This is a genomic window from Treponema sp. JC4 (assembly GCF_000260795.1).
Taxonomy (GTDB): Bacteria; Spirochaetota; Spirochaetia; order Treponematales; family Treponemataceae; genus Treponema_D.
On sequence record NZ_AJGU01000002.1, the window covers coordinates 37,844 to 50,548 of the forward strand.

The window sequence follows — 12,705 nt, forward strand, 5'->3', positions numbered from 1 at the left end:
GCAGGTATAACACAGGGGCGTAGCAGGAAATAATTTTTGCGGCGCATTGAAGGCGATAGTTGCGATACAACGCGGAAGGAAAATACAGAGCAAGCGAAGCTTGCGTCGAGCCTTCTCGGCAGAGCAAAAAGCATTTCCTGTGAGAGCCCCTGAAGATTTACACAGATTTATAATTTTAGGAGATATTAAAAATATGGAAGCATTAGCAAACTATGAATTCTGGTTCATCACAGGCAGCCAGGACCTCTATGGAGAAGAAACTCTCAAACAGGTAGCAAAAGATTCAAAAGAAATCGTAGAAAAATTAAATGCAAGCAAAGCCTTGCCTTGTAACCTTGTATGGAAGCCTACCCTTCTTACACCGGATGCAATCCGCGAAACCTTGCAGCAGGCAAATGCCGACGACAAATGTGCCGGAATCATCTGCTGGATGCACACCTTCAGCCCTGCAAAAATGTGGATCGCTGGCCTTTCTGCATACAAGAAGCCGCTTTTGCAGCTCAACACACAGTTCAACGAAGAAATTCCATATGCCACAATGGATATGGACTTTATGAACCTGAACCAGAGTGCACACGGCGACCGCGAGTTCGGCTTTATCACAAGCCGCATGGAACTTCCACGCAAGGTAATCGTAGGACACTGGTCACACGCACGTACACAGAAACGCATTGCAGACTGGATGAGAATTGCCCGCGCCGTAGCAGACGGAAAAGGATTGCGCTGTCTCCGCTTTGGCGACAACATGCGCGAAGTTGCAGTTACAGACGGCGATAAAGTAGAAGCAATGATTAAATTCGGCTGGAGCGTTCCTTACTACGGAATCGGTGACCTTGTAGCTTATATGAACGAGGTAAAAGACTCTGACGTAAACGCATTGTTCGACGAATACAACCAGAAATACGAAATCGTTTACGGTTCAGACAAGGACTTTGTAACAAAACAAATTAAAGAACAGGCAAAAATCGAAATTGCCCTCCGCCGCTTCCTCAAAGACAACAATGGTAAGGCACTCTGTACAAACTTCCAGGACTTACACGGAATGAAGCAGCTTCCAGGTCTTGCAATTCAGCGCCTGCTTGCAGACGGCTACGGCTTTGGTGCAGAAGGCGACTGGAAAACTTCATGTCTGGTAAGAACCTTCAAGGCTATGACAGCTGGTCAGGTTCTTCCTGGTTCAAAAGGTAACGCCTTTATGGAAGACTACACTTACAACCTGGTTGAAGGCGAAGAACTCAACATGGGTTCACATATGCTGGAAGTAGACCCTGAAATCGCCGTTTCAAAACCAAAAATCGAAGTTCATCCGCTTGGAATCGGCGACAAGGAAGATCCTGCCCGCATGGTATTCAACACAATCGAAGGACGCGGACTTGTTTCGGCAGTCGTTGATATGGGTAACCGCTTCCGCTGCGTAGTAAATGAAATCAACGTAGTACCACCAAAGGCTCCACTTCCAAAGCTTCCAGTTGCCCGCATGGTATGGCAGCCACTTCCTAGCCTTGAAACTTCTGCAGAAGCATGGATTTTAGCAGGCGGCGGACACCACACAGCATTCTCTAACATCATCACTCAGGAAATGATTCAGGACTGGGCAGAAATGGTAGGAATTGAGTGCGTTGTAATTGACGAAGGAACAAAGATCCCGGCCTTCCGCAACGAACTTAGATGGAACAAAGCATACTGGGATAACAGGAGATAATTTATGGCAAGCGAATATCAGGAATTAAAAGAATTAGCCTACGAAGGAAACATGCAGATTCCCGCCCAGCATCTGGCAATTTTTACATGGGGAAACGTATCTGCAATCGACTGGGCAAAAGGCGTTTTTGCAATCAAACCGTCTGGAGTTCCTTACCCGGAACTTACCCCGGATTCAATGGTTGTAATTGACCTGGAAGGAAAACGTGTAGAAGGAATGCTCAACCCTTCAAGCGATACAAACACACATCTGGTTCTCTACAACGAGTTTGCAATGAAAGATGGGGCAAAAATAGGCGGAATCATTCATACCCATTCCACCTATGCAACTTCCTGGGCACAGGCTTTGCGCGACGTTCCTCTTTTTGGAACAACCCACGCAGACCATATCCAGAAGGCAATTCCTTGCACCCCATATCTTTCAAAAGAGATGGTAGAAAACAACTATGAAACAGAAACAGGAAATCTGATTGTAAAATACTTCCACGAGCACAAAATCAATCCTGCAGAAGTAAACATGGTACTTGTCGGCGGTCACGGACCTTTTGCCTGGGGCGAAACTCCTGCAAAAGCCGTATACAACGCAGCCGTAATGGAAGAAGTAAGTAAGATGGCCTTGCAGACCCTTATGATTAAGCCGGATGCAGAACCACTTCCAGACTACATCATCAACAAGCACTACATGCGCAAGCATGGCCCTAACGCCTACTACGGTCAGGGCAACAAATAAAATCGGTATAAGGGGCAATTAGCCCGTAAAATACAATCCTCCAGATTTTTACTCCGCCTTCACTTACAATACATGCAACCAGAAGGCGGAGTTTTATTTTAAAGGGGCGTTGCGGGGGCTCCTCCCTCCTTAGAATTCATTTCCAGGGAAGCGGGGAATTCCGGCAAAGCCTTTGGCAAGATCTTCGTCGGTTGGAATATAATCGCTCATAGTTCCGTCGTTGAAAGCCTTGTAAGCATACATGTCGAAGTAGCCGGTACCTGTAAGACCAAAAAGGATTGTCTTTTCTTCGCCGGTTTCCTTGCACTTCAAAGCTTCGTCAATTGCAACTTTGATTGCGTGGCTTGATTCAGGGGCCGGGAGAATACCTTCTACGCGGGCAAATTCCTGAGCTGCTCTGAAAACTTCTGTCTGTTCAACTGTGCGGGCTTCAATAAGTCCGTCATCATAAAGCTGAGAAAGAATTGAACTCATACCGTGATAGCGGAGACCGCCGGCGTGGTTAGGAGAAGGAATAAATTCACTTCCCAGGGTGTACATTTTTGCAAGAGGACAAACGTGACCAGTATCACAGAAGTCGTAAACAAACTTACCGCGGGTAAAGGAAGGACAGCTGGCAGGTTCAACAGCAATAAACTTGTAGTCAGCTTCACCACGAAGTTTTCTTCCCATAAATGGAGAAATAAGACCGCCGAGATTAGAACCGCCGCCAGCACAACCGATAATCATATCAGGCTTAATGCCGTATTTATCCATTGCAGTCATGGTTTCAAGACCAATTACAGTCTGATGAAGCAGTACCTGATTCAAAACGCTGCCCAAAACATAGCGGTAACCTTCCTGATGAGTTGCAGCTTCAACGGCTTCGGAAATTGCACAGCCAAGACTTCCGCCGGTGCCCGGGAATTCAGCAAGAATCTTGCGTCCTACTTCTGTTGTATCGCTTGGTGACGGAGTAATCTTAGCACCATAAGTGCGGATTACTTCGCGGCGGAATGGCTTCTGCTCGTAAGAAACCTTTACCATGTAAACCTGGCAGTCCAGTCCAAAGTAAGAACATGCCATAGAAAGGGCTGTTCCCCACTGACCAGCACCTGTTTCTGTTGTAACGCCTTTTAAGCCCTGTTTTTTTGCGTAATAAGCCTGAGCAATTGCAGAATTCAACTTGTGACTTCCGCTTGTATTGTTTCCTTCAAACTTGTAGTAGATTTTTGCAGGAGTTCCAAGCTTCTTTTCCAGACAGTAAGCGCGTACAAGAGGTGCCGGGCGGTACATTTTGTAAAACTCGCGGATTTCTTCAGGAATTTCAATATAAGCGGTATTATCATCCAGTTCCTGTTTAATAAGTTCATCACAGAATACAGGACGAAGTTCTTCAAAAGCCATAGGTTTGTGTGTACCCGGATTCAAAAGTGGTGCCGGTTTATTTTTCATATCAGCACGAACGTTATACCAGCTGGTTGGAAGTTCGTTTTCTGAAAGGTAGATTTTGTAAGGGATTTTTTCTTTACTCATTTTTTGCCTCATGTTATTATTAATAGAAACATTTTGTTCTTATTCATAGTAACACAAACTTTGAGTCAAGGCAAGAATAAAAAATTGTTTTAGGCGTTTTTAGAACAGCCATGTTAGAATAAATCAGCGAGGCGGACTGCCCCGCCTTACACAGGAGAAAAAACTATGTACAAAGCAGACGACAATCGTTATGAAACTATGCAGTATGTACACTGCGGAAAAAGCGGACTTAAGCTGCCGCTTGTTTCTTTGGGCTTCTGGCACAATTTTGGAAGCAAAGACGTTTACGACAATATGAAGGCTATGTGTTTTACTGCCTTTGATAATGGAATCACTCACTTTGACTTAGCAAACAACTACGGTCCTGAGGCTGGCTCAGCAGAAGAAAATGCGGGAAAAATCATCAATCAGGAAATGAAGGCTTACCGCGACCAGCTGATCATTTCTACTAAGGCCGGCTATTACATGTGGGAAGGTCCTTACGGCGAATGGGGTTCCCGCAAATATCTGATTTCAAGCCTGGACCAGAGCCTTAAGCGCATGAATCTTGAATACGTTGATATTTTCTATCATCACCGCCCGGATGATGATACTCCGATTGAAGAAACTGTCTGCGCTCTCGACCAGATTGTAAGAAGCGGAAAAGCTCTTTACGTTGGACTTTCTAATTACAGCACTGACCAGCTTAAAAAGGCACTTCCACTTTTGAAGGAACTTCACACACCTTTTGTGATTAACCAGAACAGCTATTCAATTTTCAACAGAACAATTGAAGATAACGGCTTTAAGGATTTCTGCGCCGAGCAGGGCTATGGAATTATAGCCTTCTCTCCTCTTGCCCAGGGACTTTTGACAGACAAATATCTGAACGGAATCCCGGAAGACAGCCGTGTAAAACGCGACGGCCGCTTCCTGCATGAATCTGATGTTGCAGCGCGAATTGAACAGATCAAAGCGCTGAATGAAATTGCTGCCAGCCGCGGACAGAGCCTTGCCCAGATGGCACTCAGCTGGGTTTTGCGCGACGGTAAGGTCACAAGCGTTCTTATTGGTGCCAGCCGCCCTGAACAGATTCTGGACAACATTAAGATTGTGGGAAAAACTGACTTTTCTGCAGGCGAACTTGCACAGATTGAAAAGATTTGCGGAAGGTAGATAAAAATGCGCCGCGGAAAAGTTGGCACAGATTGAAATAATCTGCGGAAGGCAGAGTTTGAACTAGGAAGAAAAATGCGGAGCATAGGTTCGTGATTTGCGTAGTTTTTTTCGCGATACAGACAGTACAACGCGTAAAAGTGCCTACAGAGCAAGCGCAGCTTGCGGCGAGCGAAAAGCTACGGAGCAAATTACGGTTCTATGCGTAAGCATTTTGCTTAAACTTCAACAAGCTGCACTAAAGAGCTTATATCCTCTTCATTCAATCTATTTTCTTTTACACGCTGCATAATTTCTTCCGCGCTATATTTATCCTCCGGATACAGCACCACCACGGCCTTGTCGCCGTTCTGCAAAAAGTTATGCTCGCCGTAATCAGTGTAACGGGTAGCACCAATGGAAACCAGGATGCGCTCCGGGAAGGTACATTTTGTAAGATAGGCGTTTACGTTTTCAGCAGGGCCTTCGTCCTTCTGCTGGTTCAGACGGTCAATTATCCAGGTGGTCAGCTTATTGTAAATGTAGCTGTAATCGCGGACTGCGCTGTCCTCTCCATAGGCAAAGGCCTCTCCCTCGCGCACAAGAAAGCTTGCAATGCGGTAGCGGTTTAAAATACCTTCTTTATCAAATCGGTCGATTTCAATTGTGTGGGAAGAAAATCCCTTAGACGCCCTGCCCCAGTTTTTTTTCAAACTGATTTTTTTAGCGCCTTCCTTGCGGATAGAACAGTCGTTTGAGGCACCGAATGCAATAGGAGTAAGACCTACTACACGGCCAGCCTTCCATTTTACATCACAAATTAAAGCGCACTCCGGCTCAATCTGAAGCTTCTGCTCACCGGCCGGAAAAATAATTTTTTCATCATCAAAGGGAAAGTCGTGCAGAAACATTGGCACCGACTGGTCATCAATGGTCATGCCGGGAGCCAGCGGAATGTATGTCGGGAAAAGAGCCTTAGGCGCATTGGCTTCGGCGGTGCGAACGTTTTCAAAATCTTTGGCTTCGCCAGCCTGTTCAAGGTGGCCTGTAAAATTTCCTGCAACACCAAAAGTGGGAATATTATGCAAATCGTAAGTCATTAGTCATCATCTCCAAGCCAGGCTTTAAGAAGGTTTGCAACTGCATCAGGATTCTGCTTCATCATGCCAAGAACTTCCTGCTGCTTCTGCTGGTAAAAGTCCGGTTTAGGAGGCGGCAAAATTCCCTTGTAAGCGCCGTAATCCATAACTTCCTGAAGAACCTGAACTTCGCGGCGTGCTTCAAAACGGCTCTGAGGATTATATTTTCCAAGTTTTTTGAAAGCCTTGTTTATTGCTTTTTTTTCACGTTCGGAAAGACCAACTCTCTCCAGCAAATCATCGCTGATTGCCATTCCAAGTTCGCCCAGAAGAATTGCAGTTTTTTCTGCCCCGGAAAGTTTGATATCCGGCTCTGCCGTTGCAATAAAGTTTTCCATTTTCCCACCTTAAATTTCTGGCTTTTCGCACATTTTATAGTCTTTATCTTCGTCGATCAGCCGCAGCATGATTTTTCCATATTCAGGATCAAACTGACTTCCAAGCCCTTTTTCAATTTCTGCGCGAACCACATTCTGAGGAAGAGGATCTCGATAGCTTCGCTTACTTGTCATAGCATCGTAGGCATCGGCAACAGCAATAATTCTTCCGATATCAGGAATTTCCTTTCCGGCAAGGCCTTTTGGATAACCGGTTCCATCATAATGCTCATGATGATAGAAAGCACCATCCGAAATATGCGGCGTCTGAGTAATATTTGCAAGAATCTGACGTCCAATTACAGGGTGAGTTTTAATAACTTCATATTCCTTATCCGTAAGTTTTCCCTGCTTATTGATAATATTATTCGGAACACCGATTTTTCCTACATCATGCAAAAGAGCCGCAAGGAAAATATCGCGGCATTCAGTTTCATTTTTACCTGCCATTCTGGCAATCTTCTTAGAATATTCGGCAACTCGGGTTGAATGACCGTGAGTGTATTTATCCTTAGCATCAATTGCACTGGCAAGAGCCTCTGCGGTTTCTGTTGTAATTCTGGTAAGAACATCAATACTGTTGGAAATAGCCGCTTCCATCTGGTAAACCGAATTAGCAAGAGTTCCAAGCTCATCACGGTTTTTTACAGAAAGCAGTTTTTCGCTAGGCTGGCCGTTGTAAGTGGCAAAACGGTTTGTTTCATTTGTGATTAATAAAATCGGCTTAATAAAGCGGATATCAAAATAACCGGTAAAGAGAATTACAAAGCCGGCTGCAAAAATCAAGGCAGTAAGGATTACAAAACGAACAAAAGCCCGTCTTGCATTTACAAACTGCTGAATACTTTTCTGTGCCCCGATTACCGCAACAATATTCCCTTGAGAATCATAAACCGGAAGCTGGGCCGTAATATGAGAACCGCTTCTTGTTTTAAAAGTATGACGGACAATTGTTGCACCTTCTTCAAATACCAGTTTTGTAGAAGCATTGTAATCTTTCTGTCTGTAGTCCTCTTCATGACCAAGAGGATAAGGCTTATATTTAAAATTCTTTCCAGTAGGATCATAAAAATAGAAAATGTGTGTGTAATCCGGAGCGTCAACCGCAGAAACGTAAATCATATTAAGTTCAAAACGGTCAACCATATTCTGAAGCATATTATTTACATTTTCATATGTCTGGTCTTTTTCACGGGTAAGACGGTAATTTGCAAAATCATCTGGATTCAAAAATTCGCGGGCTGCAGCACAGATTTCCCTGATACTGGAATCATACTGTTCCCTGAACTGGCGGTTAAAAGAAAGATAACTTGTAGCAAAGACAATGGAGCAAAGGATTATGTCTGCAAGGACGATATATAAGATTATCTTCTTTGTTATAGTTGAAAATCTTTTTTTCTTCATGTTATAAAACCTACTTTTTTAATAAATCAATTATAACACAAAAAAGCATTTAATGCGAAGAATTTCTATCCTGTCCCAAATCAAAGACTTATCATCTTTCCGTCAAGGATAAGTCCCTGAACCTTTCCAATGAGTTCTTCGCCTTCAAAAGGACTTGCTTTTCCCTTGCTCTTAAAATCGGCAGAGCGGACTTTCCAGCGTTTTTCAGGATCTAAAAGGGCAAAGTCGGCATCGTAACCGGGTTCCAGAAGGCCTTTTTTAAGCCCCAGTATTCTTGCAGGATTTGCAGACATAAGCTGGGAAAGTTTTTGAGGAGTAAAGCCCTGCTCTTTTACAAGCACGGTATTACAGACTGCAAAGGCAGTTTCTGCTCCGGTAAATCCTGGTGCTCCAGCAGCTTTATCATCCGCAGTATGAGGAGCATGATCTGTTGAAATTACATCTGCAGTTCCGTCCCGCAGGGCTTCAATCAGGGCAAGCCGGTCTTCTTCATGACGGAGAGGAGGATTTACCAGGGCCCGAATCATAGGCTCTGTATCTCCGGTAAGGGCAAGATGATGAGGCGTTACTTCACAGGTTACATTAATGCCTTCTTTTTTTGCAGCACGTACAATTTCTATAGAATTTTTTGTACTGCAGTGGGCAATATGAACATGACAGCCGGCTTCTTTTGCAAGCAGGATATTACGGTAGGTTGCAGAATCTTCTGCTATGGCAAGCAGGCTGTTTGCGGCAGTAAGATTTGAATCAATTTCTGTAAAGGTTTCAGGAGAGATTTCCTTTTCGCTTTCTACAAAGTGCCCCCAGGCAGAAAGTCCGTAGATCTTCATGATTTCCAGGGCAGCCGCACGATAAGGCTTTGCTTTAAGGGCAAGTTCTGGGTCTTCGCTGTGACAGCTTACTACAGCACCTTTTTCTGCGGCAAGTTTCATTGCATCAAGCATAACAGATGACGAAAGGACATCGTGGCCGTCTTCTGTGATTACAGGAATTCTTTTGGCATCAATTTCTTTTAAGTGAGAGACATCTTTTCCTTCAAAGTTTTTTGTAAGGCTTACGGTCTGGAAAACTTTTGTAAGCCCGATTTCTTCTGCTTCTTTTTCTATTTTAAGGGCAAGTTCTGCGTCTGAAACCACAGGATTTGTATTTGGCATTGCAACGACTGTACCAAAGCCACCGGCTGCAGTAGCGTGGAGACCGGAATTCAAATCTTCTTTTTGAGTCTGTCCTGGATAGCGCAGATGAACATGAAGGTCGATAAAAGCGGGAGTAAGGACGAGGCCTTTTGCGTCAAAGAGTTCTACAGGGTCAGCGGAATCTGAAAAAATTCCGTCGGCAAGCTTTACGGCGCTGGCTTCGGTGCAGAAATCGCTTTTGCAGACGGAAAGGATTTTTCCGTTTGAAACAAGAAGGGCACCGTAAGCGTCGGTGTTTTCATCGACAAGGCGTGCGTTGTAGATTAAAAGGTTTGACATAAAAACTCCTCTTACAAAATATAAGCAAAAATGTTTCCGCAGGGAATCATACTTTGCTCTGCCGAGAAGGCTCGGCGCAAGCTTCGCTTGCTCTGTAGGCAAATTACGCGTTGTATCGCCATTATCGCCTTCAATGCGTCGCAAAGTACGACCCCCTGCTCCGCATTTTTTTTCTACCGTTTTATAAATGCCTTTTTATGCCTACTTCTTTTCGCCGGCCAGGTAAAGTGTATCACAGTATTCGCACTTGTAAAGGCCTTTGGCGCGGTCGGTCAGGATTAATGTTGGCTTTACGTAGTGCTCGGTCTGGGTTATGCAGCGCGGGTTCTTGCAGGTGAAAACTCCCTGAACGCGGGCCGGCAGCTCCATATTTATTTTGCGGACGATTTTTTCGTCTTCGATTACGTTTACGCAGATGTTAGGGTCGATAAAGCCCAGAACGGAATAATCAATATTGATGATGTTATCAATTTTGATTATGTCCTTTTTGCCGGATTTTTCTGAAGGCACGTTCTGAATCAGGCAGGAAGTGAAAGGCGCCTTGTCTAAGCCCAGCCACTGGAAAATCTGCCAGCCGGCGCCGGCGCGAATGTGATCTATTACAAGTCCGTGTTTAATTGTGTTTACATTAAGCATAAAAATCTCCTAAATCGGGGCGTTGCGGGGTGTCCCCGCAGAAGGGGTAGCGAGCAACGCAGTGCGAGCGCAGGGGAAGGCTTTCCCCTCCTTACAATGCACCCGTAAGTTTTGCGATAAGCGCCATTCGCGCATACATTCCGTATTTTACCTGTTTGAAGTAAGCCGCACGCGGATCATCATCAACCTCAGGTGTAATTTCGTTTACACGTGGAAGCGGGTGCAGAACAATCATATTCTTGCGGGCAAGCTTCATGCGCTCTGTGTCAAGAATGTAGCTGTCCTTAAGGCGGATATAATCCTGCTCGTTGAAGAAGCGCTCTTTCTGAACGCGGGTCATGTAAAGAATATCAAGCTGATCAATTACAGCATCAAGGCTTTCTGTAATTTCGTATTTTACGCCGGCAGGTTCAAGAATATTTTTAATCAGATAGTCAGGAACTGTAAGCTCCTTAGGGCTTATAAAGATGAACTTATTACCCTTGTAGTGACGCATAGCCTCGGCAAGGGAATGAACGGTGCGGCCAAACTTAAGGTCGCCGCAGAAGCCGATTGTATGATTTTCGAGGCCACCGGTAAGCTGACGGATTGTTACCAGGTCGGTAAGGGTCTGGGTAGGATGATAGTGGCCGCCGTCACCTGCATTGATGATTGGGACCGGGGAATATTTACTTGCAAGGAGGGCCGCACCTTCTTTTGGTGAGCGCATTGCAATTACGTCTACATAAGAAGAAACTACGCGAATTGTATCGGCAAGAGTTTCGCCTTTTACGCTGGAAGTGTTGTCGGCATCAGAGAAACCTTCTACCGAACCGCCCAGGCGCAGCATTGCAGCCTCAAAAGAAAGCCTTGTTCTAGTGCTAGGCTCAAAAAAAAGTGTCGCAAGAATTTTCCCGCGACACACATCTTGAAATGATTTAGGATCAACAATAATCTGCTCTGCCAAAGAACAAATTTCATCAATTTCTGATACAGTTAAATCATCAGGCTGTATTAAATGACGACCAGTTAGCATTTTTTACTCCGTAAGAATTTTTATAAGTATAATATTTTTACGGACTTGTAACAACCTGAATGAATGCAGTTTTACAAATGTTAGCAAAAATGCTCTCGCATAGAACCGTAATTTGCTCCGCCAGCTTTGCGCTCGCCGCAAGCTGCGCTTGCTCTGTATGCACCCTACGCGTTGAGTGCCCCGCATCGCGCAAAAAGCTTCGCAACTTACGAACCTATGCTAGGCATTCTTTTCCTACATATTATATCTGATCCATTCTTGCTACATCAGCAGTGTAATCAACGCCTGCAACATCGAAGCCGTTTGTTGCGTAGAAGTCATGCTTGTAGCCGTCGAGGTCGCAGATTTCAGTAATATTGTCGTTGTTTACTTTTGCCATCAACTTGTCAACTTCGGCCTGAACATCCGGCTGCATTTCAAGGTCATCAACGCGGATGCGGTTTTCTTCATCAACAGGAACCTTGCCAGCAGAAGAGTTTTCGCCAGTGTAAAGGCGCTCAGCAAAAAGGCGTTCCATCTGCTCGATACAGCCTTCGTGAGTTCCCTTAGCCTTCATAACCTTGAAGAGGATTGAAAGATAAAGAGAAATAATAGGGATAACAGCAGAAGAACGAGTTACAAGGCCCTTGTTTACAGAAACGTAAGCAGCACCGCCAAGTTCCTTAGCAAGCTTTTCATTCAAAGTGTGGGCAGTAGCTTCAAGGTGCTTTTTAGCCTGACCAATAGTTCCATCGCGGTAAATTGCGTGGCTCAATTCAGGTCCAATGTAAGAGTAAGCAACAGTGCGGCAGCCTTGGGCAAGCACACCTGCAGCAGAAAGCTGGTCAATCCAGAGCTGCCAGTCTTCACCGCCCATTACCTTTACAGTGTTTGCAATTTCTTCTTCGTTAGCAGGCTCAGCAGCAGACTGCTTGAGAGTGTTAGTCAAAATGTCGATACCGTTTCCTGCGTATGTTTTTCCGATTGGTTTGATTACAGATTTATAAAGCACGTGAGCGCCAGTTTCGCTGTTAGGATCAATCTTATCTGGGTCAGAGCGAACAGGAGAAGCAAGAGAGTAAACAACCAGGTCAAATTTCTTGCCGGCTTTTTTTGCCTCTTCAATAATCATTATGCGTGTTTCGTGGCTGAAAGCGTCTGCGCTGAAAGTTTCTGTAAAAAGTCCCTCAGCCTTAGCAGCGCGGTCAAATGCCAGATTGTTGTACCAGCCCGGTGTTCCGCCTTTAGTTTCAGTTCCGGCCTTTTCAAAAGAAACACCGATTGTGTCAGCGCCATATTCAAAGGCTGCCGAAATGCGGCTTGCAAGTCCGTATCCTGTAGAACATCCCAAAACAAGAACAAATTTAGGACCGTTTCCGCCCTCTTTCAAAGATTTTGTTCCACGTTTTGCTTTCTGAGCCTTTACAAACTCAATCTGATTTTCAACTTCCTTTGCACATCCAATCGGGTGAGCGTTAAGACACATGTTCGAACGAACCATCGGTTTGATTACCATATCGTATTCTCCTATTTCTTTGGGCGTGTCCCTCGCTTCGCTCGGGCCGGGCTTTTCGTGGTTCCGCTATCGCTCCATACCGCG

The 12,705-nt window shown here is 44.9% G+C and carries 11 protein-coding genes; 3 read left to right on the plus strand and 8 right to left on the minus strand.

Annotation, left to right across the window (positions count from 1 at the left end; genetic code table 11):
* Positions 1–193: 193 nt before the first annotated feature.
* Together araA and araD are read left to right on the plus strand one after the other, a co-directional pair.
* On the plus strand, positions 194–1,702 hold the full coding sequence (gene araA / locus MSI_RS01440) for an L-arabinose isomerase (RefSeq protein WP_009102920.1): 1,509 nt from the start codon (positions 194–196) through the stop codon (positions 1,700–1,702).
* A gap of 3 nt (positions 1,703–1,705) precedes the next feature.
* Positions 1,706–2,431, plus strand: a complete 726-nt coding sequence (araD, locus tag MSI_RS01445) for an L-ribulose-5-phosphate 4-epimerase AraD (protein ID WP_009102921.1) — start codon at positions 1,706–1,708, stop codon at positions 2,429–2,431.
* Positions 2,432–2,560: 129 nt separating this feature from the next.
* Here the strand turns inward: araD and MSI_RS01450 are convergent, their stop codons facing one another.
* Entirely contained in the window at positions 2,561–3,946 is a 1,386-nt protein-coding gene (locus MSI_RS01450) for a TrpB-like pyridoxal phosphate-dependent enzyme (protein ID WP_009102922.1), read from the minus strand.
* Between the two features lie 165 nt (positions 3,947–4,111).
* On the opposite strand from MSI_RS01450, the gene MSI_RS01455 reads away from it, so the two are divergent.
* Positions 4,112–5,101, plus strand: coding sequence for an aldo/keto reductase (locus MSI_RS01455; protein ID WP_009102923.1), 990 nt, complete (start codon positions 4,112–4,114; stop codon positions 5,099–5,101).
* A 218-nt stretch (positions 5,102–5,319) separates the two neighbouring features.
* Here the strand turns inward: MSI_RS01455 and MSI_RS01460 are convergent, their stop codons facing one another.
* From MSI_RS01460 to fabV, 7 genes are all read right to left on the minus strand, one after another.
* Entirely contained in the window at positions 5,320–6,180 is an 861-nt protein-coding gene (locus MSI_RS01460; RefSeq protein ID WP_009102924.1) for a DUF5718 family protein, read from the minus strand.
* Positions 6,180–6,557, minus strand: coding sequence for a hypothetical protein (locus tag MSI_RS01465; RefSeq protein WP_009102925.1), 378 nt, complete (start codon positions 6,555–6,557; stop codon positions 6,180–6,182). Before MSI_RS01465 ends, MSI_RS01460 begins: the two co-directional genes overlap by 1 nt.
* A gap of 9 nt (positions 6,558–6,566) precedes the next feature.
* Positions 6,567–8,000, minus strand: coding sequence for an HD-GYP domain-containing protein (locus tag MSI_RS14860; RefSeq protein WP_009102928.1), 1,434 nt, complete (start codon positions 7,998–8,000; stop codon positions 6,567–6,569).
* An 80-nt stretch (positions 8,001–8,080) separates the two neighbouring features.
* A complete protein-coding gene (locus MSI_RS01475) occupies positions 8,081–9,475 on the minus strand; it encodes a dihydroorotase (protein WP_009102930.1) in 1,395 nt (464 codons plus the stop codon).
* Between the two features lie 201 nt (positions 9,476–9,676).
* On the minus strand, positions 9,677–10,111 hold the full coding sequence (locus MSI_RS01480; protein WP_009102932.1) for an aspartate carbamoyltransferase regulatory subunit: 435 nt from the start codon (positions 10,109–10,111) through the stop codon (positions 9,677–9,679).
* A gap of 91 nt (positions 10,112–10,202) precedes the next feature.
* Positions 10,203–11,126 (minus strand): aspartate carbamoyltransferase, encoded by a 924-nt coding sequence (gene pyrB, locus MSI_RS01485; protein WP_009102935.1) that lies wholly within the window; start codon positions 11,124–11,126, stop codon positions 10,203–10,205.
* A gap of 241 nt (positions 11,127–11,367) precedes the next feature.
* Positions 11,368–12,621, minus strand: a complete 1,254-nt coding sequence (fabV, locus tag MSI_RS01490) for an enoyl-ACP reductase FabV (protein WP_009102938.1) — start codon at positions 12,619–12,621, stop codon at positions 11,368–11,370.
* Between the last annotated feature and the right edge of the window lie 84 nt (positions 12,622–12,705).

Bases quoted from the DNA above. Each gene is read 5' to 3' on its own strand.
- MSI_RS01465 (WP_009102925.1), bottom strand. From the start codon at position 6,557: ATGGAAAACTTTATTGCAACGGCAGAGCCGGATATCAAACTTTCCGGG.
- MSI_RS01450 (WP_009102922.1), bottom strand. From the start codon at position 3,946: ATGAGTAAAGAAAAAATCCCTTACAAAATCTACCTTTCAGAAAACGAA.
- pyrB (WP_009102935.1), bottom strand. From the start codon at position 11,126: ATGCTAACTGGTCGTCATTTAATACAGCCTGATGATTTAACTGTATCA.
- araD (WP_009102921.1), top strand. From the start codon at position 1,706: ATGGCAAGCGAATATCAGGAATTAAAAGAATTAGCCTACGAAGGAAAC.
- araA (WP_009102920.1), top strand. From the start codon at position 194: ATGGAAGCATTAGCAAACTATGAATTCTGGTTCATCACAGGCAGCCAG.
- MSI_RS01475 (WP_009102930.1), bottom strand. From the start codon at position 9,475: ATGTCAAACCTTTTAATCTACAACGCACGCCTTGTCGATGAAAACACC.
- fabV (WP_009102938.1), bottom strand. From the start codon at position 12,621: ATGGTAATCAAACCGATGGTTCGTTCGAACATGTGTCTTAACGCTCAC.
- MSI_RS01460 (WP_009102924.1), bottom strand. From the start codon at position 6,180: ATGACTTACGATTTGCATAATATTCCCACTTTTGGTGTTGCAGGAAAT.
- MSI_RS01480 (WP_009102932.1), bottom strand. From the start codon at position 10,111: ATGCTTAATGTAAACACAATTAAACACGGACTTGTAATAGATCACATT.
- MSI_RS01455 (WP_009102923.1), top strand. From the start codon at position 4,112: ATGTACAAAGCAGACGACAATCGTTATGAAACTATGCAGTATGTACAC.
- MSI_RS14860 (WP_009102928.1), bottom strand. From the start codon at position 8,000: ATGAAGAAAAAAAGATTTTCAACTATAACAAAGAAGATAATCTTATAT.